The 17,006-nt window shown below is 67.5% G+C and carries 22 protein-coding genes and 4 pseudogenes; 10 read left to right on the top strand and 16 right to left on the bottom strand.

The annotated features are described in order from the left end of the window. Window positions 1-3: 3 nt before the first annotated feature. The 6 genes and pseudogenes from AAF143_RS14540 to AAF143_RS14565 all read right to left on the bottom strand — a co-directional run bounded on the left by AAF143_RS14540 (window position 4) and on the right by AAF143_RS14565 (window position 3,983). On the bottom strand, window positions 4-654 hold the full coding sequence (locus AAF143_RS14540; RefSeq protein WP_255006656.1) for a Crp/Fnr family transcriptional regulator: 651 nt from the start codon (window positions 652-654) through the stop codon (window positions 4-6). A gap of 216 nt (window positions 655-870) precedes the next feature. Further along, window positions 871-1,852 (bottom strand): annotated as a pseudogene (gene pstS / locus AAF143_RS14545) (phosphate ABC transporter substrate-binding protein PstS). Window positions 1,853-1,918: 66 nt separating this feature from the next. Next, entirely contained in the window at window positions 1,919-2,290 is a 372-nt protein-coding gene (locus AAF143_RS14550; protein WP_414027266.1) for a CHAD domain-containing protein, read from the bottom strand. Then, a complete protein-coding gene (locus AAF143_RS14555; RefSeq protein ID WP_414027267.1) occupies window positions 2,290-2,838 on the bottom strand; it encodes a CHAD domain-containing protein in 549 nt (182 codons plus the stop codon). The genes AAF143_RS14550 and AAF143_RS14555 overlap by 1 nt, the downstream gene beginning before the upstream one ends. After that, a complete protein-coding gene (locus tag AAF143_RS14560; protein WP_414027268.1) occupies window positions 2,816-3,169 on the bottom strand; it encodes a CorA family divalent cation transporter in 354 nt (117 codons plus the stop codon). Before AAF143_RS14560 ends, AAF143_RS14555 begins: the two co-directional genes overlap by 23 nt. Beyond that, window positions 3,150-3,983 (bottom strand): CorA family divalent cation transporter, encoded by an 834-nt coding sequence (locus AAF143_RS14565; protein WP_414027269.1) that lies wholly within the window; start codon window positions 3,981-3,983, stop codon window positions 3,150-3,152. Before AAF143_RS14565 ends, AAF143_RS14560 begins: the two co-directional genes overlap by 20 nt. Window positions 3,984-4,110: 127 nt before the next feature. Here AAF143_RS14565 and AAF143_RS14570 point away from each other — a divergent pair, with 127 nt between their 5' ends. Continuing rightward, entirely contained in the window at window positions 4,111-4,395 is a 285-nt protein-coding gene (locus AAF143_RS14570; RefSeq protein WP_315859597.1) for a hypothetical protein, read from the top strand. A gap of 117 nt (window positions 4,396-4,512) precedes the next feature. Here the strand turns inward: AAF143_RS14570 and AAF143_RS14575 are convergent, their stop codons facing one another. Both AAF143_RS14575 and AAF143_RS14580 read right to left on the bottom strand, forming a co-directional pair. After that, window positions 4,513-4,959, bottom strand: a complete 447-nt coding sequence (locus tag AAF143_RS14575) for a thiol-disulfide oxidoreductase DCC family protein (RefSeq protein WP_255006665.1) — start codon at window positions 4,957-4,959, stop codon at window positions 4,513-4,515. Between the two features lie 36 nt (window positions 4,960-4,995). Beyond that, complete coding sequence (locus tag AAF143_RS14580) at window positions 4,996-5,343, bottom strand: ArsR/SmtB family transcription factor (protein WP_255006680.1); 348 nt, start codon at window positions 5,341-5,343, stop codon at window positions 4,996-4,998. A 141-nt stretch (window positions 5,344-5,484) separates the two neighbouring features. Here AAF143_RS14580 and AAF143_RS14585 point away from each other — a divergent pair, with 141 nt between their 5' ends. From AAF143_RS14585 to AAF143_RS14600, 4 genes are read left to right on the top strand one after another with little or no spacing between them, the layout of a single operon-like run. After that, window positions 5,485-5,820, top strand: a complete 336-nt coding sequence (locus AAF143_RS14585; protein ID WP_414027270.1) for a rhodanese-like domain-containing protein — start codon at window positions 5,485-5,487, stop codon at window positions 5,818-5,820. Then, window positions 5,820-6,008 (top strand): DUF2892 domain-containing protein, encoded by a 189-nt coding sequence (locus AAF143_RS14590; RefSeq protein ID WP_414027271.1) that lies wholly within the window; start codon window positions 5,820-5,822, stop codon window positions 6,006-6,008. The genes AAF143_RS14585 and AAF143_RS14590 overlap by 1 nt, the downstream gene beginning before the upstream one ends. A gap of 8 nt (window positions 6,009-6,016) precedes the next feature. Further along, on the top strand, window positions 6,017-6,844 hold the full coding sequence (locus AAF143_RS14595; RefSeq protein WP_255006685.1) for a sulfite exporter TauE/SafE family protein: 828 nt from the start codon (window positions 6,017-6,019) through the stop codon (window positions 6,842-6,844). Continuing rightward, window positions 6,841-7,242: a DUF302 domain-containing protein gene (locus AAF143_RS14600; protein ID WP_414027272.1), complete on the top strand. Its 402-nt coding sequence runs from the start codon at window positions 6,841-6,843 to the stop codon at window positions 7,240-7,242. The genes AAF143_RS14595 and AAF143_RS14600 overlap by 4 nt, the downstream gene beginning before the upstream one ends. Window positions 7,243-7,318: 76 nt before the next feature. On the opposite strand, the gene AAF143_RS14605 is transcribed toward AAF143_RS14600, so the two are convergent. Genes AAF143_RS14605 through cysT form a run of 3 tightly spaced genes read right to left on the bottom strand, consistent with a single transcriptional unit; the run spans window position 7,319 to window position 9,273 of the window. Next, window positions 7,319-7,486, bottom strand: a complete 168-nt coding sequence (locus tag AAF143_RS14605; RefSeq protein WP_414027273.1) for a hypothetical protein — start codon at window positions 7,484-7,486, stop codon at window positions 7,319-7,321. Then, window positions 7,486-8,385 (bottom strand): sulfate ABC transporter permease subunit CysW, encoded by a 900-nt coding sequence (gene cysW, locus AAF143_RS14610; protein WP_255006690.1) that lies wholly within the window; start codon window positions 8,383-8,385, stop codon window positions 7,486-7,488. Before cysW ends, AAF143_RS14605 begins: the two co-directional genes overlap by 1 nt. Window positions 8,386-8,412: 27 nt before the next feature. After that, the gene (gene cysT / locus AAF143_RS14615) at window positions 8,413-9,273 is read right to left on the bottom strand and encodes a sulfate ABC transporter permease subunit CysT (protein WP_255006692.1); all 861 of its coding nucleotides are present in this window, start codon (window positions 9,271-9,273) and stop codon (window positions 8,413-8,415) included. Between the two features lie 140 nt (window positions 9,274-9,413). Between cysT and AAF143_RS14620 the strand changes: the two are divergent. Continuing rightward, window positions 9,414-10,439: pseudogene (locus tag AAF143_RS14620) on the top strand (sulfate/molybdate ABC transporter ATP-binding protein). Window positions 10,440-10,449: 10 nt separating this feature from the next. Here the strand turns inward: AAF143_RS14620 and AAF143_RS14625 are convergent. Next, window positions 10,450-10,847 (bottom strand): annotated as a pseudogene (locus AAF143_RS14625) (Rrf2 family transcriptional regulator). Between the two features lie 231 nt (window positions 10,848-11,078). Between AAF143_RS14625 and AAF143_RS14630 the strand changes: the two are divergent. The 3 genes from AAF143_RS14630 to AAF143_RS14640 all read left to right on the top strand — a co-directional run bounded on the left by AAF143_RS14630 (window position 11,079) and on the right by AAF143_RS14640 (window position 12,983). Further along, window positions 11,079-12,083, top strand: coding sequence for a sulfate ABC transporter substrate-binding protein (locus tag AAF143_RS14630; RefSeq protein ID WP_414027274.1), 1,005 nt, complete (start codon window positions 11,079-11,081; stop codon window positions 12,081-12,083). 118 nt (window positions 12,084-12,201) lie between these two features. Continuing rightward, window positions 12,202-12,726 (top strand): class II glutamine amidotransferase, encoded by a 525-nt coding sequence (locus tag AAF143_RS14635; RefSeq protein WP_414027275.1) that lies wholly within the window; start codon window positions 12,202-12,204, stop codon window positions 12,724-12,726. Beyond that, window positions 12,612-12,983, top strand: coding sequence for a class II glutamine amidotransferase (locus AAF143_RS14640; RefSeq protein WP_414027511.1), 372 nt, complete (start codon window positions 12,612-12,614; stop codon window positions 12,981-12,983). Before AAF143_RS14635 ends, AAF143_RS14640 begins: the two co-directional genes overlap by 115 nt. Here AAF143_RS14640 and epsC read toward each other — a convergent pair. Then, window positions 12,980-13,939 carry a serine O-acetyltransferase EpsC gene (gene epsC, locus AAF143_RS14645; RefSeq protein WP_414027276.1) on the bottom strand — a complete coding sequence of 320 codons (960 nt, stop codon included), beginning with the start codon at window positions 13,937-13,939 and terminating at the stop codon, window positions 12,980-12,982. The genes AAF143_RS14640 and epsC overlap by 4 nt on opposite strands. Before the next feature lie 183 nt (window positions 13,940-14,122). On the opposite strand from epsC, the gene chrA reads away from it, so the two are divergent. Next, a complete protein-coding gene (gene chrA / locus AAF143_RS14650) occupies window positions 14,123-15,466 on the top strand; it encodes a chromate efflux transporter (protein ID WP_255006703.1) in 1,344 nt (447 codons plus the stop codon). On the opposite strand, the gene AAF143_RS14655 is transcribed toward chrA, so the two are convergent. The 3 genes and pseudogenes from AAF143_RS14655 to AAF143_RS14665 all read right to left on the bottom strand — a co-directional run. Beyond that, on the bottom strand, window positions 15,463-16,212 hold the full coding sequence (locus tag AAF143_RS14655; RefSeq protein WP_315859598.1) for an amino acid ABC transporter ATP-binding protein: 750 nt from the start codon (window positions 16,210-16,212) through the stop codon (window positions 15,463-15,465). The genes chrA and AAF143_RS14655 overlap by 4 nt on opposite strands. A 3-nt stretch (window positions 16,213-16,215) precedes the next feature. Continuing rightward, window positions 16,216-16,608, bottom strand: coding sequence for an ABC transporter permease subunit (locus tag AAF143_RS14660; protein WP_414027277.1), 393 nt, complete (start codon window positions 16,606-16,608; stop codon window positions 16,216-16,218). A 128-nt stretch (window positions 16,609-16,736) separates the two neighbouring features. Next, window positions 16,737-16,808 (bottom strand): annotated as a pseudogene (locus AAF143_RS14665) (hypothetical protein); the annotation flags it as partial. Between the last annotated feature and the right edge of the window lie 198 nt (window positions 16,809-17,006).

Below are 17,006 nucleotides of genomic sequence, written 5' to 3' on the forward strand. Positions count from 1 at the left end.
ATCTCAGTATCGTAGCGCCGTCGCCGCCCGGGGCAGATGGGTGATCACCAGATGCCGTTGGGCATCGATGCTGAGCCAGCCCTCATCCCGCAGCAGCCCGATCACCCGGGTCACCGTCACCCGGGTGGTGCTCAGGGCGCTGGCCAGTTCCTGGTGGGTGAGCCGCAGGTTGAGGCGCAGGCCGGTGTCGCAGGGCTGGCCGTACTCCTGGGCCAGCAGTTCCAGGAACCCCCGCACCCGCTCCTCCACCCGACGCAGACCGAGCAGCGCCAGCAGCACTTCGGCCTGGCGGTAACGGCTGGAGACCGCCTGCATCAGCGCCATCGCCAGATGGGGGCTCTGCTCGATCTCGGCGCAGGAGAGGCAGAGCAGATCGGTCTCACAGAGGGTGATCGCCTCGTAGGCCTCCACATTGGTGAGCGGATCACCGAAGGGCTCATTCGGCCCCGCCAGACCGAGAAGCAGTTCATCGCCATGGATGGAGACGGCCCCCAGCTTCACCATGCCCCGCACCACCAGCCAGATGGTGTTCTTGAGCAGTGGCACGGAACTGCCGGTGCTCAGATGAACAAGATTGCGCTTCTGGTAACTGGATTCGAGAACCTCGCGCAGGCCATCACTGCGGCCCGCATCACGGGGCGGTGTCGCAACCATCGGAGTGACCAAAAGGAACCTGCCCAGCGTATGGAGGAGCACATGGAAACGGGCAAAGCTTTGTTAGCCAGAAGGTTAAGTTCTGGCTAAGGCTCACCCACGGATCCAGAAAGAAACCTGGCCCATCAAAAAGGGTCCCCAGGGACCCTTTGGAAAACCTTGAGATCACAGCACGATCGAAAAGAATCGAGCTGCGATCAACAGAGCAATCAGTCCTCAGGAACCGATGCTGCCGACGGCGGCCTTGGCCTTCTTCAAGATGCTGTCGCGCAGGGGCACGTAGCCCAGATCATCGGCCAGACCCTGGGGTTTGGGGCTGAGGGTGTAAAGGAAGGCCTCGCGAAGGGCGGCAGCCTTGGCGCCGTTACCGCTCTTGTAGGCCAGGATCCAGGTGAGGGTGGTGATCGGGTAGGCCTGGGCGCCGGCGGGATTGGGATCTTCACCGGCCAGGTTGGCATCCAGGGTGATGCTGTTGAGGGCGGCCGTTCCACCTTTGAGGTCGGGCTTGATGAAGTTGCCGGCCTTGTTCTGAACGGCGGCCGCCTGGATCTTGCCCTTGACGAAGGCGCGGCTGACATAGCCGATCGAACCGGGGGTGTTGGTGAGCACCCCGGCCACACCCTCATTGCCCTTGCCGCCCACCCCCACGGGCCAGTTCACGCTCTTGCCTTCGCCCACCTTGCTCTTCCACTCAGGGGAGAAGCTGGAGAGGGAGTTGGTGAACGAGAAGGTGGTGCCGGAGCCATCGGAGCGGTGGGCCACGGCAATCTTGCCCGGGGCGCACTTGAGCTCCTTCCAGTCCTTGATGGTGCCCATGAAGATGCCAGCGACCTGCTTCTGGGTGAGCTTCAGGCTGCAGCCTGGCTTGTTGTAGGCGATGGCGATCGTGCCGCCGGCGGCGGGGAACTGCACCACGCCGCGCTTCCACCTTGGCGGCGTCAGAGGCCTTGATCGGCTCATCGGTGGCGCCGAAATCGACGGTGCCGGCAATGAACTGACGCACACCAGCGCCGGAGCCCACCGACTGATAGTTGACCTGAATGTCCTTGGCCTTGGCCAGATCGGCGAACCAGCGCTGGTAGAGCGGCGCGGGGAAGGTGGCACCGGCGCCGTTGAGGTTGGGGCCCGCTGAAGCGGAGGCACCAACGCCGAGGGCGGCGAGGGTGGAGAGAGTCAGGGCCTTCTTGGCGAAGGTCATCAGATCAGCCATGGCGGGTGCCCACAAGATCTAGCCGCTGGACCCCCCGGCATCGTTATGGGCTGGTTAACCCGCGCTCAAGATTTGATTGAGCTTTCGCCGCTCCTTGGGATCGAGGGCCTCCTGGGCCAGGAGCCTCCAGCGGCCCCAGTTGAGCCCCTCGCGCCGCTCCAGCTCAACGGCCAGGCTCGGCAGCACCTCGGCCAGGGGCCTTTCAAGTTGCTCACCCAGGGCTGCTCGCAACACCTGCAGATCCTGGAGATCCCCCAGGCAGCCCTGAACGGCCTTGAAGCGCTCGATCCAACCGCTGGGGCGCCCCCCGAGCAGCGGTGCCAGGTTCTCCAGGCCGTAGCGGGCCCCCTTGACCCGTTTGCGCAGATCGTGGAGCACCGTGGCGTCCCGGTGGGGATCGGCGGCCCACCAGCCCGGATGGGTCATCAAGCCGCTGAGGCAGGGCGCCGGCCATTCCCCCAGCCAGTCGATGGCGGGCTCCTGCCCCAGGGGGTGAAGCGCGGTTGGCGCAACCAGCCCTGGAGGGCCCCGAGCATCGCCAGGTAGCGGCCGCGCTTGAGCTGGTGCTCAAGATCGAGGAAGGCCAGCCGGCGGTCGCGGCGCAGGCGCTTGAGGATCGGCTTGAAGCGTTCCCGCTCCGGCGCGCTCAGCAACGGTTGCAGGTCGTGATCGAGGCGATCGCGGAGCACATCGAGATCCCGCGCCACCCCCAGCCGGCGGGCCACCCGGGCGATCCGCTCCTCACTGACGGCCTCGGGCAGCACCAGGGCCCGCTCGAACTGCACCAGGACCGTGCGCAGCCGGCGCATGGTCACGCGCAATTGATGCAGGGGTTCAGGGTCCTCATCGGCGAGCACCTCGGCGTGGAGGGCGACGATGCGCTTGAGGGCTACGGCGAGGCGATCGGCGGCATAGGCACCGGCGCTCAGGTGGCGATCGATCGCCGCCGGCTCAGGAGCTGCTGGGGCACTCATCGCCGCCGCCCCGCCTGGGGGAGCGCCGAGTGGAGCGGCTCGCCGTCCAGTTCTCGAACCAGCCGCGGCGCCAGAGCACATAGGCCTGCAGGCCGGCCACGAAGGCCATCGCCAGCAAGCTGACGTAGTAGCCGTATTTCCAGTTGAGATCAGGCATGTTCTGGAAGTTCATGCCGTAGATGCCCACAATCAAGGTGAGTGGCGCGAAGATGCTGGTGATGATCGCCAGGGTCTTCATCACCTGGTTCATGCGATTGCCGGTGCTGGCCATGTAGGCATCGGTCACCGCATCGCAGTGGTAGCGCATCAATTCACAGCTGCCGAACAGCATCTCCACGTGCTGACTCATGTCGGTGGAAGCCCTGCAGCGCCTGCTCCCCCAGCACCCGGTGGTTCTGGCGCAGCATCGACTGGATCTCGGTGCGCAGCGGCCAGATCTGCCGCCGGATCACCCGCAGGTTGGCGCGCACCTCATAGGCGCGGTTGATCACCGCGGGGGTGGGCTCCCGCAGGGCCCGCTCCTCGAGATCGTCGAGGCGCAGGGCGAACTGCTCAAGCAAGGGAGCGATCCCATCGAGCAGTTCATCGATCACGTAATGGAGCACGTCGTCGAGATCGGCCGCGCCGGACGACCCATGGCCCACCAGCCAGTCGCTGAGAGCAGGAAAGGGCTCCCCACTGGGCACCTCCTCCACCGACACCAGCAGGTGATCGAGCAGCAGCAGCCCCAGCTGCTCGCTCACCACCGTGAGGCTGCCTGGCGCGAAGGACATGCGGTGCAACACCACCACCAGGCCATCGCCAAAGGAATCCACCCGGGTGCGCTGGGGCTGCTCCAGCAGCGGGCTGTGAAAGGCCATCGGCACATCAAGCACCCGCAGGGCCTCGGTGATCCGCCCGATCTCCGCGAGACCCTGAATCCGCAGCCACAGGGGCCGCCCCAGGGCCGCCAGGGGCTCAAGATCAGCAACGCTGCGCAGCCTGTGGCTCTGGACCCCCCACTCGCCGAACACGATCACCGACAACTCGGTGGGGGCCGGGCCGTCGTAGCGGGCGAGGGCGGCGGGCAGGTCACCGGGGCGGGCCTCCAGGCGCCGGGTCTCCCGGGCGCCGGGGGTCAGGCGGATGCCATGCGACTCCAACATCGTCGCCGAATCCAGTGGACGTCTGAGGCTAGTTCGATCGACCGGTGTGATCCACCGCACATGAACCCACCGCTTGAACGCTGAGATTGGATGATTCCACTAGCGTCAGCGCGACGCGGTTGAACCTGTGACGGCCTCCGACGACGACGCCTTGGACATGGATCTGCTCGCCAACGGCGGAACCCAATCACCCCTGGAAGGCCACAGCGGTTACCGCGGTGACGACTGGAGCCCGGAACGACTGGCCTTTCACCAGAACCTCGAGCAGTTCGCCGAAAGGGTGGGGCTGATCGTGGGCCTTCAGGGCAACGGCAAGGTGAGCCAGGAGCAGGCCTACGCCGAAATCAAGGCGATCTGGAACTCCCTCAAGGAGAGCAAGAACGCCCTGCTGCAGTCGGACGCGAAGCGCTGAAACCGAACCGAAGCGCTGAATGAACTCCGGCAGCGCCAGCGGCGCGCTTATCGGGGGCGGCCAGGAAAGCGGGTGGCTCGGCGTTCTGGGCAGGGCGTGCGCCTACCGTCTGGCCGATCACACCCGGGAAACCTGCTCGCTCTCCGGCAGGGCCCCTGCTCCGCAGCGCCCCGCTCGCCGATCACAGAGGCCCTGCAGGTCGCCCCGGCCGGTGAGCCGCAGCCGCCAGCGGGCCCAGAGGGCATAGAGCGCATCCACCAGCGGAGCGATCAGCGGCCAGGCGGTGGGGGCGTAGATCCAGCCCAGCCCCACCAGCCGGTAGGCCTCCCGGAAGACGGCTACATCCTTGATCACGCGGCCATCGGCGGCGAGCCCACGCATGCTCCCCATCGCCTCGCCGTAGCTGATGCCGCCATGGGCCGAGGGGTCGTAGTCGGCTGCGTCGATGTCGACGAAGCGAATCAGCCCCCGGCCCCGATCGCGGCCCCGCAGGGTGTCCACCTCCCGGCGGCAGAGGGGACAGGCCCCGTCGAAGAGAAGGATGAGCGCAGGTTGGTCAGCCATGGCCTGGATCCTGGCGCAACGCGAGGCGTCAGCGCGTCAGCTCGCCTGGAGCAGCCGCAGCTGCTGCTCCAGCTTTTGCTTGAGATGCCCCTGGACCAGGTTGCAGAGCTCATGCACCAGCGGGTCGGCGACTTCATAGGTGAGGCGTGTGCCCTCGCGCACGGAACGCACTAGGCCGGCGCGCTGCAACTGACCTAGTTGACGGCTGATGTGGGACTGACTGAAACCCGTGGCCTCGATCAGCGCCGCCACATCCATGGGCCCTTGGTGCTTGAGCTGGCAGAGCAGCTGCAGCCGGGCCGGCTCGCTCAGCAGCCGGAAGAACTGACTGAGCTCCTCAAGGAGCTGGGGGCTCGGTGGGGCGCCCGCGGCGGAACGGCGCATTGGAAGGTTTTATGACGTTAGAAGCATTATGCATTCCCCATGCGATCGGTGACGACTTGCGTTAATAGCCTTTATGCGGTTAACGTCATAACAGTTGCCCAGGGTCGCCCTCTCGCGCTGATGTCCCATTCACCGCCTGCCATGACCACCACCCCCACCCGCCTCTCCGCCCACGACCTGGCTGATCAGCTCGCCGCAGGCGAGGTAACGGTGGTTGATGTGCGCGAACCGATGGAGTACGCCTCCGGCCACATCAGCGGCAGCCTCAACATCCCGCTCGCGCGCCTCCCCCAGGCCGATCTGCCCCACGGCCCCCTGGTGCTGGTCTGCCAGAGCGGCAACCGCAGCGCCAAAGGCCTGAGCCAGCTTCTCCGCCAGGGTCATCCCCACCCGGTGGCTGACCTGCTCGGTGGCGTGCCCGCCTGGCAGCAGGCCGGGTTCTCCGTGCGCAAGCTCAAAGGCGCCCCCTGCCCCTGATGCGCCAGGTGCAGATCGCCGCTGGCTCCCTGGTGCTGCTCGGGGTGATCCTCAGCCAGGCCGTCGCCCCGGGCTGGATCTGGCTGAGTGGCTTCGTGGGGGCGGGCCTGGTGTTCGCCGGCGTCAGCGGCTTCTGCGGGATGGCCCGGCTGCTGGCCGCCATGCCCTGGAACAGGGTGTCCATGTGATCAGCCCGGTGCTGCTGCTCCTGGCCGCCGGCGGGGCCCTGATCGGTTTCCTGCTCGCCGTGCTCGGCGCCGGCGGCTCGATCCTGCTGATGCCGCTGCTGATCAGTGGTGCGGCCCTGCCGACTCGGGAGGCGGTGCCCCTGTCCTTGCTGGTGGTCACGTTGATGGCCCTGGGCAATGTGGGGCCCTATCTGCGCCGCCGCCAGGTGGCCCCGAAACCGGCCCTGATCCTCGGCCTGCCGGCCCTGGCGGGCAGCTGGATCGGCGGCAGCTTCGTCAAGGCCGGCCTGGTGAGTGAGCCGGTGCAGCTGGGGGTGTTCGCCGCCGCGGCGCTGCTGGCCGCCTGGTTGCTCACCCGGCGCCGGGCCGCCGCTGGGGCGGCGGAGCCGAGCCCGGCGGGTTCTGCGCTGGTTCTGGCCAGCCAGGGCGTGTTGATCGGTCTGCTCACGGGCATCGCCGGGGTGGGCGGTGGTTTTGCGATCGTGCCCGCCCTGGTGCTGCTGGCCGGCCTGCCGATGCAGATCGCCAGCGGCACCAGCCTGCTGCTGATCGCCCTCAACAGCGTGGTGGCCATGGCCGCCCTGGGGCACTGGCCCGCCGCCAGCCTGCCCCTGCTGCAGCCCCTGCTGCTGGGCGGCTTCGCCGGGGCGGTGATCGGCCAACGGCTGGCACCGCACCTCCCCGACCGTCAGCTGCGGCGCGGCTTTGCCGCCCTGCTGCTGGGCTCGGCCCTGCTCACCGGCGGCGAAGCCTGGCAACGGCAACACAGGGTCGCCAGCCTGCGGCCCATGCCGACCGCCACAGCCTCCTTCCGCGTTCCACACCCTCTGCGTTGATCTCCCCCCATGAATCCCTTTTTCCAGAGCGACACAGACAAATCCTTCGAGGCGGCCTGCGCGGCCCTGGAGGCGGCCATCCCCGCCCACGGCTTCGGGCTGCTCGCGGTGCACGACCTGGGGAAACGCTGCGCTCCAAGGGTCTCGACTTCCCGGAGCAGTGCCGGGTGTTCGAGGTCTGCAACCCCCAGCAGGCCGCCAAGGTGCTGCGGGCCGACATCAATCTGGCCACGGCTCTCCCCTGCCGGATCAGCGTGAGCCGCCAGGACGGCCGGACCCGGATCGCCATGGTCCGCCCCGCCGTGATGCTCAGCGCCCTCTCCAGTGATCCCGAGCTGGCCGAGGTGGCGCGGCAGGTGGAAGCCACCACGATCGCGATCATCGAAGCGGCGGCCTGAGCCGCCCCGCTGCACGCCCCAGGCGCGGCCCGTCAGGCGCGGCCCAGGAAGCCGCTGAGCAGGCACCCCAGGCCGATCACCAGAAACAGCCAGGGGAGAAGCCCACGGCGGGGCCCAGGACCACGCCGGCCACGATCACCAGCCAGGGGCAGCAGCGGGGCCAGGGGGCCCAGAGCCCTGAACCCCCTGAGAGGGATTCCGAGCGCTGCCCGCCGGGGTTGACGACCAGGAACAAACGTCGCATCACTCAGCGCGCACCGCCTTCTTGTCCTGCTCCAGCAGGTGCTCCAGGAGCAGCTTGAGCAGCAGCGACACGATCGCCACACCACCGAGGATCAGGGCCGCACCGTAGGCCAGTTCGGTGTGATATTGCTTGTAGGCGTCCTCCACGAACAACGGCAACGTCTGGGTCTTGCCGGCGATGTTGCCGCTCACCACCGCGACGGCGCCGAACTCCCCGAGGCAGCGGGCCGTGGTGAGGATCAACCCATAGAGGGCCGCCCAGCGCACCGAAGGCAGGGTGACCTTCCAGAACACCTGCCAATCCGTGGCGCCGAGGGTGCGGGCGGCTTCCTCCTGATCCCAGCCCTCCTCCTCGAGGGTGGGGATCACCTCCCGGGCCATGAACGGAAAACTGACGATGATCGTCGCCATGACGATGCCGGGCCAGGAGAACAGGATCTTGAAGCCACTCGATTCCACCAGCCCCCCGAACAGGCCATGGGTGGGGCTGTAGAGCAGCACCAGCATCAGGCCCACCACCACCGGTGAGATCGAAAACGGCAGATCGATGATCGTGAGCAGCAGCGCCTTGCCGCGAAAATTCCGGCGGGCGATCGCGGTGGCGGCCGCCAGCCCGAAAAGGGCGTTGGCGGGCACGGCGATCGCCGCCACGATCACGGTGAGCCGCAGGGCACTGAGCAGGTCGGGATCACTCAGGTTGGCCAGGAAGGCGCCCACCCCCTTGGAGAGGGCTCCCACCACCACGTTCAACGCCGGCATCAAAATCACCACCCCCACATAGAGGCAGGCGATCAGCGGGATCAACAGGCCCGCCCATGGGGGGCCCTTGGCCCCGGGGCGCCTGGGGGCGGGAGCGGGGACGCTCTGGGGCTGGAGGCGGAGATCCGTGGAAACAATCATGACGGTTGGAGGCAAGGGGACGGAGGCTCAGCCGGCCGAGTTCAGCTCACCGGAATAGCGCTGCCCCCAGATCTGGATGAAGTTGATCACCAGCAAGCTCAGAAGTGAGAACATCAGCATCACCGTGCCGATCACGGTGGCCGAAGCAATGTCGTATTCCTCCAGTTTCTGCACGATCAAGGTGGGCGTGATCAGGTCCTTGAAGGGCACGTTGCTGGAAATCATCACCACCGAGCCGTATTCCCCCACCGCCCGGCTGTAGCCCTGGGCCACGCCGGCAAGGATGGCCGGGAACAGCTGGGGCAACACGACTCGAACGATCGTCTGGAGCGGGGAGGCCCCCAGGCTCCAGGCGGCCTCCTCCTGCTCCTTCTCCAGCGCCCGCAGCACCGGCTCAACCGTGCGCACCACGAAGGGCAGCGAGATGAACAGCATCGCCACCCCGACACCCACCCAGGTGAACGACACCTTGAGGCCGAACAGCTGCATCAGGGGTGCCCCCAGCCAACCGTTGGTGCTGTAGACCGCCGTCAGCGCCAGGCCGGCCACGGCCGTGGGCAGTGCGAAGGGCAGATCGATCAGGGCATCCAGCAGCCGTTTGCCGGGAAAACTGGTGCGCACCAGGGCCCAGGCGATGACCAGGCCGAACACCCCATTGATCAGGCTGCAGGCCAGGGCCAGACCGAAGCTGATCTTGTAGGTGGCCACGGCCTCAGGCGCGGTGGCCGCCTCCCAGAAGTCGGCGGGGCCGATCCCGGAGGCCTTGAGCAGCAGTCCGCCGATCGGCAGAAACAGCACCAGCCCCAGATACAGCCAGGTGATCCGCCAGGGCCAGCTGGGCAGCTTGATGGCCGGCAGCAACCGGCGCTTGATCGAGGCGAGTGCCATCCCTTCTGGCCTGACGGGTGATGGGCCGGACCGTACCATCGCCCAGGCCAGGATTCAACGGTTCACCGGTGGGGAACAGGCTAAAATCCCGCGTCCCCTGCCATCGGCATGGGCGAAACCAGTTGCTTGGCCTCTGACCCATGGGCATCCGCGTCGCCGACGTCACCAAGTGCTTCGGCGATTTCATGGCCGTTCACGATGTGAGCCTCGATGTGGAGACCGGCTCGCTCGTGGCGTTGCTGGGTCCTTCAGGCTCGGGCAAGAGCACCCTGCTGCGGCTGATCGCGGGCCTGGAAACCCCCGACGTCGGGCGCATCTGGATCACCGGCGAAGAAGCCACCGAACGCTCGGTTCAGGACCGCAACATCGGCTTCGTCTTTCAGCACTTCTGCCCTGTTCAAGCACCGCAGCGTGCGCCAGAACGTGGCCTTCGGTCTGGAGCTGCGGGGCTGGAAGCGCGAAGCGATCCGCCGCCGGGTGGATGAACTGCTGGAGCTGGTGCAGCTCCAGGGCTACGGCGGCCGCTACCCCTCCCAGCTCTCCGGCGGCCAGCGGCAGCGCGTCGCCCTGGCCCGGGCCCTGGCCGTGCAGCCGAGGGTGCTGCTGCTCGATGAACCGTTCAGCGCCCTCGATTACAAGGTGCGCAAGGAGCTGCGCGCCTGGCTGCGCAGCCTCCACGACGAGATGCACGTGACCACGGTGATCGTCACCCACGACCAGGAGGAAGCGATGGAGGTGGCCGATCGCATCGTGGTGATGAACCAGGGCCGGATCGAGCAGATCGGCACCCCAGCCGAGATCTACGACCACCCCGAGACCCCCTTCGTGATGAGCTTCGTGGGGGAGGTGAACATCCTGCCCAGGGGCCTGCTCTCCGATCAGGGGGTGCCGCCTTCCACCGATGCGCCGCCGGGTTCCCCCTGTTCGTCCGGCCCCACGACGTGGAGGTGTTCACCCAGGCGGTCGCCGGCGCGATCCCGGCGCGGCTGCGGCGGCTCAGCCACATGGGCCGGGATCTGCAGGCGGAGCTCGTGCTGGTCGATGGCCAGACGGTCCTGGCCCAGATCCCGCGCGATCAGCTGGATCCCAGGGCCCTGACCGTGGGCGACACCCTGCACATCCGCAGCCGTCAGGCCCGGACCTTCGAGCCTGATTACTCGATCTGAGCGGGGCACTTCAGATGAAATACATCGCCTGGGCCTGCAGCAGCCCGTCACGCTGGTCCAGAAGTTGCTGCAGGTTGGCGCCCTCCAACAGGGCCAGGCGCGCCTGCTCCAGCCGGGCCGCCAGGCTGTCCAGCACCTCGAACTCGGGGGTCTGGCGGCCGGTGGCCTCGCGGGGAGGGTTCTCTCCCTCCAGGCAATGAACAACCTCCGACACCCGAACCTCAGCCGGCGGACGCATGAGTTGGTAGCCCCCTTGGGGCCACGGATGCTGCGCAGGATGCCGCCCCGGCGCAGGCTGGTGAGCATCTGCTCCAGGTAGCGGTCCGGGATGTTCTGGCGGGCGGCGATCTCGGCCACCTGCAGCACCCCGCCGCTGGCGTGGATGCTGGCCAGCTCGATCAGTGCCACCAGCCCGTACTCGGTCTTCGCACTGAACGCCAAGGCGACCTCAAAGAGCTACGCACCAGCCGGATCATGCCAGCAACCGCAGCCCGGGATCGATGCCATCCAGGCTCCGAACGATGGTGCCCGGACCACAGGGCGGGTCCACCCAGGCCCTAGATTGTCTTTGTACCCAATCGGACTACCGTGGTTCAATCGTTTTCCGTCCTCGGGCGGCGCGCTGCCCTTGGCCTGGGCGTGGCCGTGATCGCCGGCCTGCCCCTGGCCGCCAGCTCCTCCTTCTCCCTATTCGGCGCGCCCGCCCAGGCTCAGCAAAAGAAAGAACTCCTGCTGGTCAGCTACGCCGTCACCAAGTCGGCCTACGACAGGATCATTCCCCTGTTCCAGGCCGACTACAGGAAACAAACCGGTCAGATCGTGAGCGTCAAAACCAGCTATGGCAGCTCCGGCTCCCAGACCCGGGCCGTGATCGATGGCCTGGAGGCCGATGTGGTGGGGCTGGCCCTGGCTGGCGACATCCTCAAGATTGAGGAAGCCGGCCTGATCAAGCCAGGCTGGGAGAAGGAGAACCCCAATAACTCGATCATCACCAACTCGCTGGTGGTCTTCTTCACCCGTGCGGGCAACCCCAAGAAGATCACCTCCTGGAAAGACCTCGACAACAAGAACGTCGACGTGGTGACCGCCAATCCCAAAACCTCCGGCGGCGCCCGCTGGAACTTCCTGGGTCTCTGGGGCTCAATCACCCAGACCGGCGGATCCGAAACCCAGGCCCGCAACTTCGTGACCACGGTCTACAAGAACGTGGAGGTGCTGCCCAAGGATGCCCGGGAAGCCACCGACATCTTCGTGAAGCGCAAGCAGGGCGATGTGCTGCTGAACTACGAAAACGAGGCGATCCTCGCCAAAAAGACCGGCGAATGGACCGTTCCCTACAAGATCCCCAGCCCCAACATCCTGATCGAGGGTCCGATCGCCGTGGTCGACAAGAACGTCGACAAGAAGGGCACGCGCAAGGTCGCTGAGGCCTTCACCAGGTTCCTCTACACCCCGGCGGCCCAGAAAGTCTTCTCCGAAAACGGCTTCCGCCCGGTGACGGCGCAAGGCAAAGCGGCCGCCAAGGGCAGGTTCCAGTCGGTGCCGACCTACACCGCAAGCGAGTTCGGTGGCTGGAGGGCGATCAACGCCAAGATCTTCGGCAAACGAGGCCTCTGGGATTCGATCTTCGCCAGGAGCCGCTGATCAGCTCGCCGCCAGCCACTCCGGGCCCTGCCGCACGGGTTGAAGGCCGCACGGGTGGAGGGTCACGCAGAATGAAGGCCTGCTCCCGCTTGATCGAGTCGGCGTCAGACCCTCACCCATGTGTGAACTGCTGGCCCTGAGCGCCAACACCCCCACCGACATGACCTTCTCCTTCCGGGGTCTGGCCCGGCGCGGTGGTGCCACGGGCGACCACGGCGATGGCTGGGGTCTGGCCAGCTTCGATCCCAGTGGAGGCGGGGTGAGCATCTACCGGGAAAAGGAAGCGGCGGCCTTCTGTCCCCTCGCCGCCCAGGTGGCGGACCTCAACCTCAAGGCCCATTGCTCGATCGCCCACATCCGCAAGGCCACCAAGGGCGAGGTCGCCCTGGAGAACTGCCACCCCTTCCACCGCCGCTGGGGCGGCCAGGATTGGGTGTTCGCCCACAACGGCGACATCCATGAATCGCTTCCCCCCGGCAGCACCTACCTCCCCTGGGCAGCACCGACAGTGAGGCGGCCTTCTGCTGGATTCTCGAAACCCTCAGCGCCGCCGGCCTCAGCCCCAACAATGAACAGGGCCTGTTCGAGCAGCTGGTGCGTTGCTCCGATGAGTTGGCGGCCATGGGCATCTTCAACTGCCTGATCAGCAACGGCGCCTGGCTGTTCGCCTACGCCAGCACCAAGCTGCACACGCTCACCCGCCGGGCCCCCTTCACCACCGCCACCCTGGCCGATGACGACCTCACGCTGGATTTTTCCCAGCTGACCACCCCCGACGACGTGGTCACGATCGTGAGCACCGCGCCGCTCACCACCAACGAGCACTGGCGCGCCCTGGAGCCCGGTGAGGCGCTGCTGCTGAACGCCGGCGAGGTGATCCGCCAGCACCGGGGCCGTTAGATCCCCGCCCCGCCATCGAAGGTGTCCTGGCTGGCCTTGGCCTGGCTCACGAAGCTGCCCGGGGGCACGCTCTTGGTGACCCAGACGTTGCCGCCGATGGTGGAGCCGGCGCCAATGGTGATGCGCCCGAGCACCGTGGCACCGGCGTAGATCACCACGTCGTCTTCGACGATCGGATGGCGGGGCTGACCCTTGATCAGGGCGCCGCTTTCGTCGCGGGGGAAGCTGCGCGCCCCCAGGGTGACCGCCTGGTAGAGCCTCACGCGCTCGCCGATGATGCAGGTCTCGCCGATCACCACGCCGGTGCCGTGGTCGATGAAGAACTCACCGCCGATCGAGGCCCCGGGATGGATGTCGACGCCGGTTTCGGAGTGGCCCAGCTCCGAGATGATCCGCGCGATCAGGGGCAGGCCGAGCCGGTAGAGCTCATGGGCGATGCGATGGGTGGTGATCGCCCGGATACCCGGATAGCAGAACAGCACCTCGTCGAGGTTCTTGGCGGCGGGATCCCCCAGGTGAGCCGCCAGGAGATCCCCCTCCAGCAGGCGCCGGATCACGGGCAACTGGGCGGCGAAGCGCCCCGTCAACTCGTTCGCCTGGCGCTGCAGGGCGCCCAGATCAAGGTGAAGCGCGCTGCCGCTGAGCCACAACTCCCGCTTCACCTGCTCGGCCAGCTGCTGCAGGGTGTGATCGAGGGTGTGGCCGATGAAGCTGCTCAGGTCCGCCCCGGAGCGGTCAGAAGCACCGAAATGGTGGGGGAAGAGCACCGAGCGCAACCCCGTGAACACCCGTTGGAGCAGCTCCGGTGAGGGCAGAGGGAAGGGCTGGTGACGGGCCCAGTCGAGACCGGAGTTGTTGGTGGGATGGGCCAGAGCCTCGACGATGTCGCTCAGATCCCAGGCGGCCTGGCCGCCATCGACCCCGACGCGGGAACGATCGGCCTTGACGATCCGCATCGGGATGGGGGGCTCGGGGGGAACCATGGCGATCGAAGCGAACCCCGCATCGGAACGTCCAGGGCTGAATTGATCCTGCCACGCCCCCAGGGGGGAAGAACCGGCCCAGCCATCACAGACGTAGCCAGGGCCACACGGGCGGCCACGGGCGCTGCGGTTAGCTGAGCCCAAAGCATCCCTCCCTTGAGTCGCAGCGTTTCCTTTGGCGAGGCCTCGCGTTTCTGGCTGCAGCTGGGTCTGATCAGCTTCGGCGGTCCCGCCGGCCAGGTGGCGCTGATGCACAGCGAACTGGTGGACCGCCGGCGCTGGCTCTCGGAGCGCCGCTTTCTGCATGCGCTCAACTACGCGATGGTGCTCCCCGGGCCGGAGGCCCAGCAGCTGGCCACCTACATCGGCTGGCTCAACCACGGGGTGGCCGGAGGCCTGGTGGCGGGCAGCCTGTTCATCCTGCCCTCGCTGCTGCTGCTGATCGCCCTCTCCACGGTCTACGTGGTCTGGGGTCAGCTGCCGGCGCTGGCGGCGGTGTTCTGGGCGCTCAAGCCCACGGTCACGGCGATCGTGCTGCAGGCGGCCTGGCGGGTGGGCCAGCGCACCCTCCACAACGCCGTGCTCGGGGCGATCGCCGTGGCGGCCTTCATCGCCCTCACGCTGCTGAAGCTGCCGTTTCCGGCCCTGATCGCCGGCGCCGCCCTGATCGGCTGGATCGGTGGCCGGCTCCGCCCCGAGCTGTTCCGGGGTGGGGGGCGCCATGGCGCCGCCAGCGGCGGGGCGGTCCAGGAATCGAACCTGGAGATTCTCCATGGCGATGACTCGCCCACACCGGAGCACGCCCGTTTCAGCCAGCGGCGGTTGGCGCTCACCCTGCTGGCGGCGGCTCTGGCCCTGGGTCTGCCCCTGGCCTGGCTCACGGCGATCCAGGGCTGGAATGGAGGCCTGGTGACCATGGCGCGCTTCTTCACCCAGGTGGCCCTGGTCAGCTTCGGCGGCGCCTATGCGGTGCTCCCCTACGTGAGCGAGGCGGCGGTCAACCAGTTCCACTGGCTCTCCGCCAGCCAGATGATCGACGGCCTGGCCCTGGGGGAGACCACCCCCGGGCCGCTGATCATGGTGGTCAGCTTCGTGGGCTTCATGGGCGGCTGGAACACCCCGCTGTTCGGTGAAACCCAGGTGTGGAGCTCGGCAGTCGCGGCGGCGCTCACCGTCACCTGGTTCACCTTCCTGCCCTCGTTCGTGTTCATCCTCGCGGGCGGGCCGCTGGTGGAGGCCAGCCGCGAGGACCTGCGCCTCGGTGGTGTGCTCACGGCGATCACCGCCGCCGTGGTGGGGGTGATCGTCAACCTGGCGGTGTTTTTCGCCGGCCACGTGCTCTGGCCCGAGGGCGCAGGCGGGGCCTTTGATGCACCGGCCCTGGCGCTGATGCTGGCGGCCGGTTGGGCGTTGCTGGCCTGGCGCTGGTCGGTGCTGAAGGTGATCGGGGTGGCCGCCCTGGTCGGCCTGCTGAGACTGCTGCTGGAATCGCTGGGCTAGAGGATCTGGGCCAGGAACTGGCGGCTGCGCTCGTGGCTGGGGTTGGTGAAGAAGGTGGCTGGATCGGCCTCCTCCACCACCTGGCCTTCGGCCATCAACACCACCCGGTGGGCCACCTCACGGGCAAAGCCCACCTCATGGGTGACCACCACCATGGTCATGCCGTCGGCGGCCAGGTTGCGCATCACCTCCAGCACCTCGCGCACCATCTCCGGATCGAGCGAGCTGGTGGGTTCATCGAACAGCAGGATGCGCGGCTCCATGCACAGGGAACGGGCGATCGCCACCCGCTGCTGCTGGCCACCGGAGAGCTGACCGGGGTACTTATCGGCCTGCTCGCGGATGCCGACCCGCTCCAGCAGGGCGTAGGCCTGCGCCTCCACTTCCGCCTTCGGGCGCTTGCGCACCTGGATCGGCGCCAGGGTGAGGTTCTCAAGCACGCTCAGGTGCGGGAAGAGGTTGAACTGCTGGAACACCATCCCCACCTCACGGCGGATGGCGTCGATGTCGCGCAGGTCGTTGGAGAGCGCCCGGCCATCGACGGTGATGCTGCCCTGCTGGAAATCCTCCAGGGCGTTGAAGGTGCGGATGAAGGTGCTCTTGCCCGAACCCGAGGGGCCCATCACCACGACCACCTCGCCCCGGTGCACCGTGAGATCCACGCCGCGCAGGGCATGGAACCCGTTCGGGTACCACTTCTGGACCCCACGGGCCTCGATCATGCATTCGGCGGAGGGCTGGCTCATGGTTCAGGCAGGGCGGGTGGTGTCGAGGCGGCGTTCCAGGGCACGGCTGCCCAGGCCCAGGGCAGCGCAGCAGCACCAGAACAACACCGCCAAGGTGAGGTAGACCTCGGCGTTCTTGCCCAGGTAGGCCGGGTTGGCCATCACCGAGCGCGCCATGCCGAGCAGATCAAGCAGGCCGATCAGTGAGAGCAGGGTGGTGTCCTGCAGCAGGGAGATGAACTGCCCCACCATGGTGGGCAGGGCGGTGCGCAGGGCCTGGGGCAGCACCACGGCGCTGAGGGTCTGGAGCACGGAAAGCCCCAGGGATCGGGCCGCCTCCACCTGGCCCCGGGGCACCGCCGCCAGACCGGAGCGCACCGCTTCGGCCAGGTAGGCGGCACAGAACAACGTGAGCACCGCCGCGGCCCGCCAGACCCGATCGGGGGCGAGGCCCCCGGCAGGAGAAAACCGAGGATGTTCTGGCCCAGGAACAACAGGGTGATCAGCGGCGCGCCGCGGATGAACTCGATGTAGAGCACCGAACCCCAGCGCAGCAGCGGCAGTTCGCTGCGCCGCCCCAACGCGAGCAGCACCCCCAGCGGGAAGCTCAGCAGCATCGCCAGGCTGGCCAAAAGGAGCGTCAACAGCAGACCGCCCCACTCGGAGGGGGCCACGCTGCCCAGCCCCAGGCCGCCGGCAATCAGCCAGAGGCCCACCACATAAAGCAGGGGCCAGCCCAGGGGCAGCAGACGCCGCTGGGCTGCGGGCAAGCGCTGCAGCCAGGCGGTCCCCCAACGGCCGAAGGCCCAGCGCAG

It is taken from the genome of Cyanobium sp. ATX-6F1, assembly GCF_047395825.1.
Classification (GTDB): domain Bacteria; phylum Cyanobacteriota; class Cyanobacteriia; order PCC-6307; family Cyanobiaceae; genus ATX-6F1.

Excerpts from the sequence above, each read along its gene's own strand:
- AAF143_RS14635 (WP_414027275.1), top strand. The coding sequence starts at position 12,202 with ATGTGTGAACTGCTGGCCCTGAGCGCCAACACCCCCACCGACATGACC.
- AAF143_RS14540 (WP_255006656.1), bottom strand. The coding sequence starts at position 654 with ATGGTTGCGACACCGCCCCGTGATGCGGGCCGCAGTGATGGCCTGCGC.
- AAF143_RS14565 (WP_414027269.1), bottom strand. The coding sequence starts at position 3,983 with ATGTTGGAGTCGCATGGCATCCGCCTGACCCCCGGCGCCCGGGAGACC.
- epsC (WP_414027276.1), bottom strand. The coding sequence starts at position 13,939 with ATGCGGATCGTCAAGGCCGATCGTTCCCGCGTCGGGGTCGATGGCGGC.
- AAF143_RS14560 (WP_414027268.1), bottom strand. The coding sequence starts at position 3,169 with ATGCTGTTCGGCAGCTGTGAATTGATGCGCTACCACTGCGATGCGGTG.
- AAF143_RS14585 (WP_414027270.1), top strand. The coding sequence starts at position 5,485 with ATGACCACCACCCCCACCCGCCTCTCCGCCCACGACCTGGCTGATCAG.
- cysT (WP_255006692.1), bottom strand. The coding sequence starts at position 9,273 with ATGGCACTCGCCTCGATCAAGCGCCGGTTGCTGCCGGCCATCAAGCTG.
- cysW (WP_255006690.1), bottom strand. The coding sequence starts at position 8,385 with ATGATTGTTTCCACGGATCTCCGCCTCCAGCCCCAGAGCGTCCCCGCT.
- AAF143_RS14590 (WP_414027271.1), top strand. The coding sequence starts at position 5,820 with ATGCGCCAGGTGCAGATCGCCGCTGGCTCCCTGGTGCTGCTCGGGGTG.
- AAF143_RS14550 (WP_414027266.1), bottom strand. The coding sequence starts at position 2,290 with ATGACCCATCCGGGCTGGTGGGCCGCCGATCCCCACCGGGACGCCACG.
- AAF143_RS14580 (WP_255006680.1), bottom strand. The coding sequence starts at position 5,343 with ATGCGCCGTTCCGCCGCGGGCGCCCCACCGAGCCCCCAGCTCCTTGAG.
- AAF143_RS14575 (WP_255006665.1), bottom strand. The coding sequence starts at position 4,959 with ATGGCTGACCAACCTGCGCTCATCCTTCTCTTCGACGGGGCCTGTCCC.
- AAF143_RS14605 (WP_414027273.1), bottom strand. The coding sequence starts at position 7,486 with ATGCGACGTTTGTTCCTGGTCGTCAACCCCGGCGGGCAGCGCTCGGAA.
- AAF143_RS14655 (WP_315859598.1), bottom strand. The coding sequence starts at position 16,212 with ATGAGCCAGCCCTCCGCCGAATGCATGATCGAGGCCCGTGGGGTCCAG.
- AAF143_RS14555 (WP_414027267.1), bottom strand. The coding sequence starts at position 2,838 with ATGAGTGCCCCAGCAGCTCCTGAGCCGGCGGCGATCGATCGCCACCTG.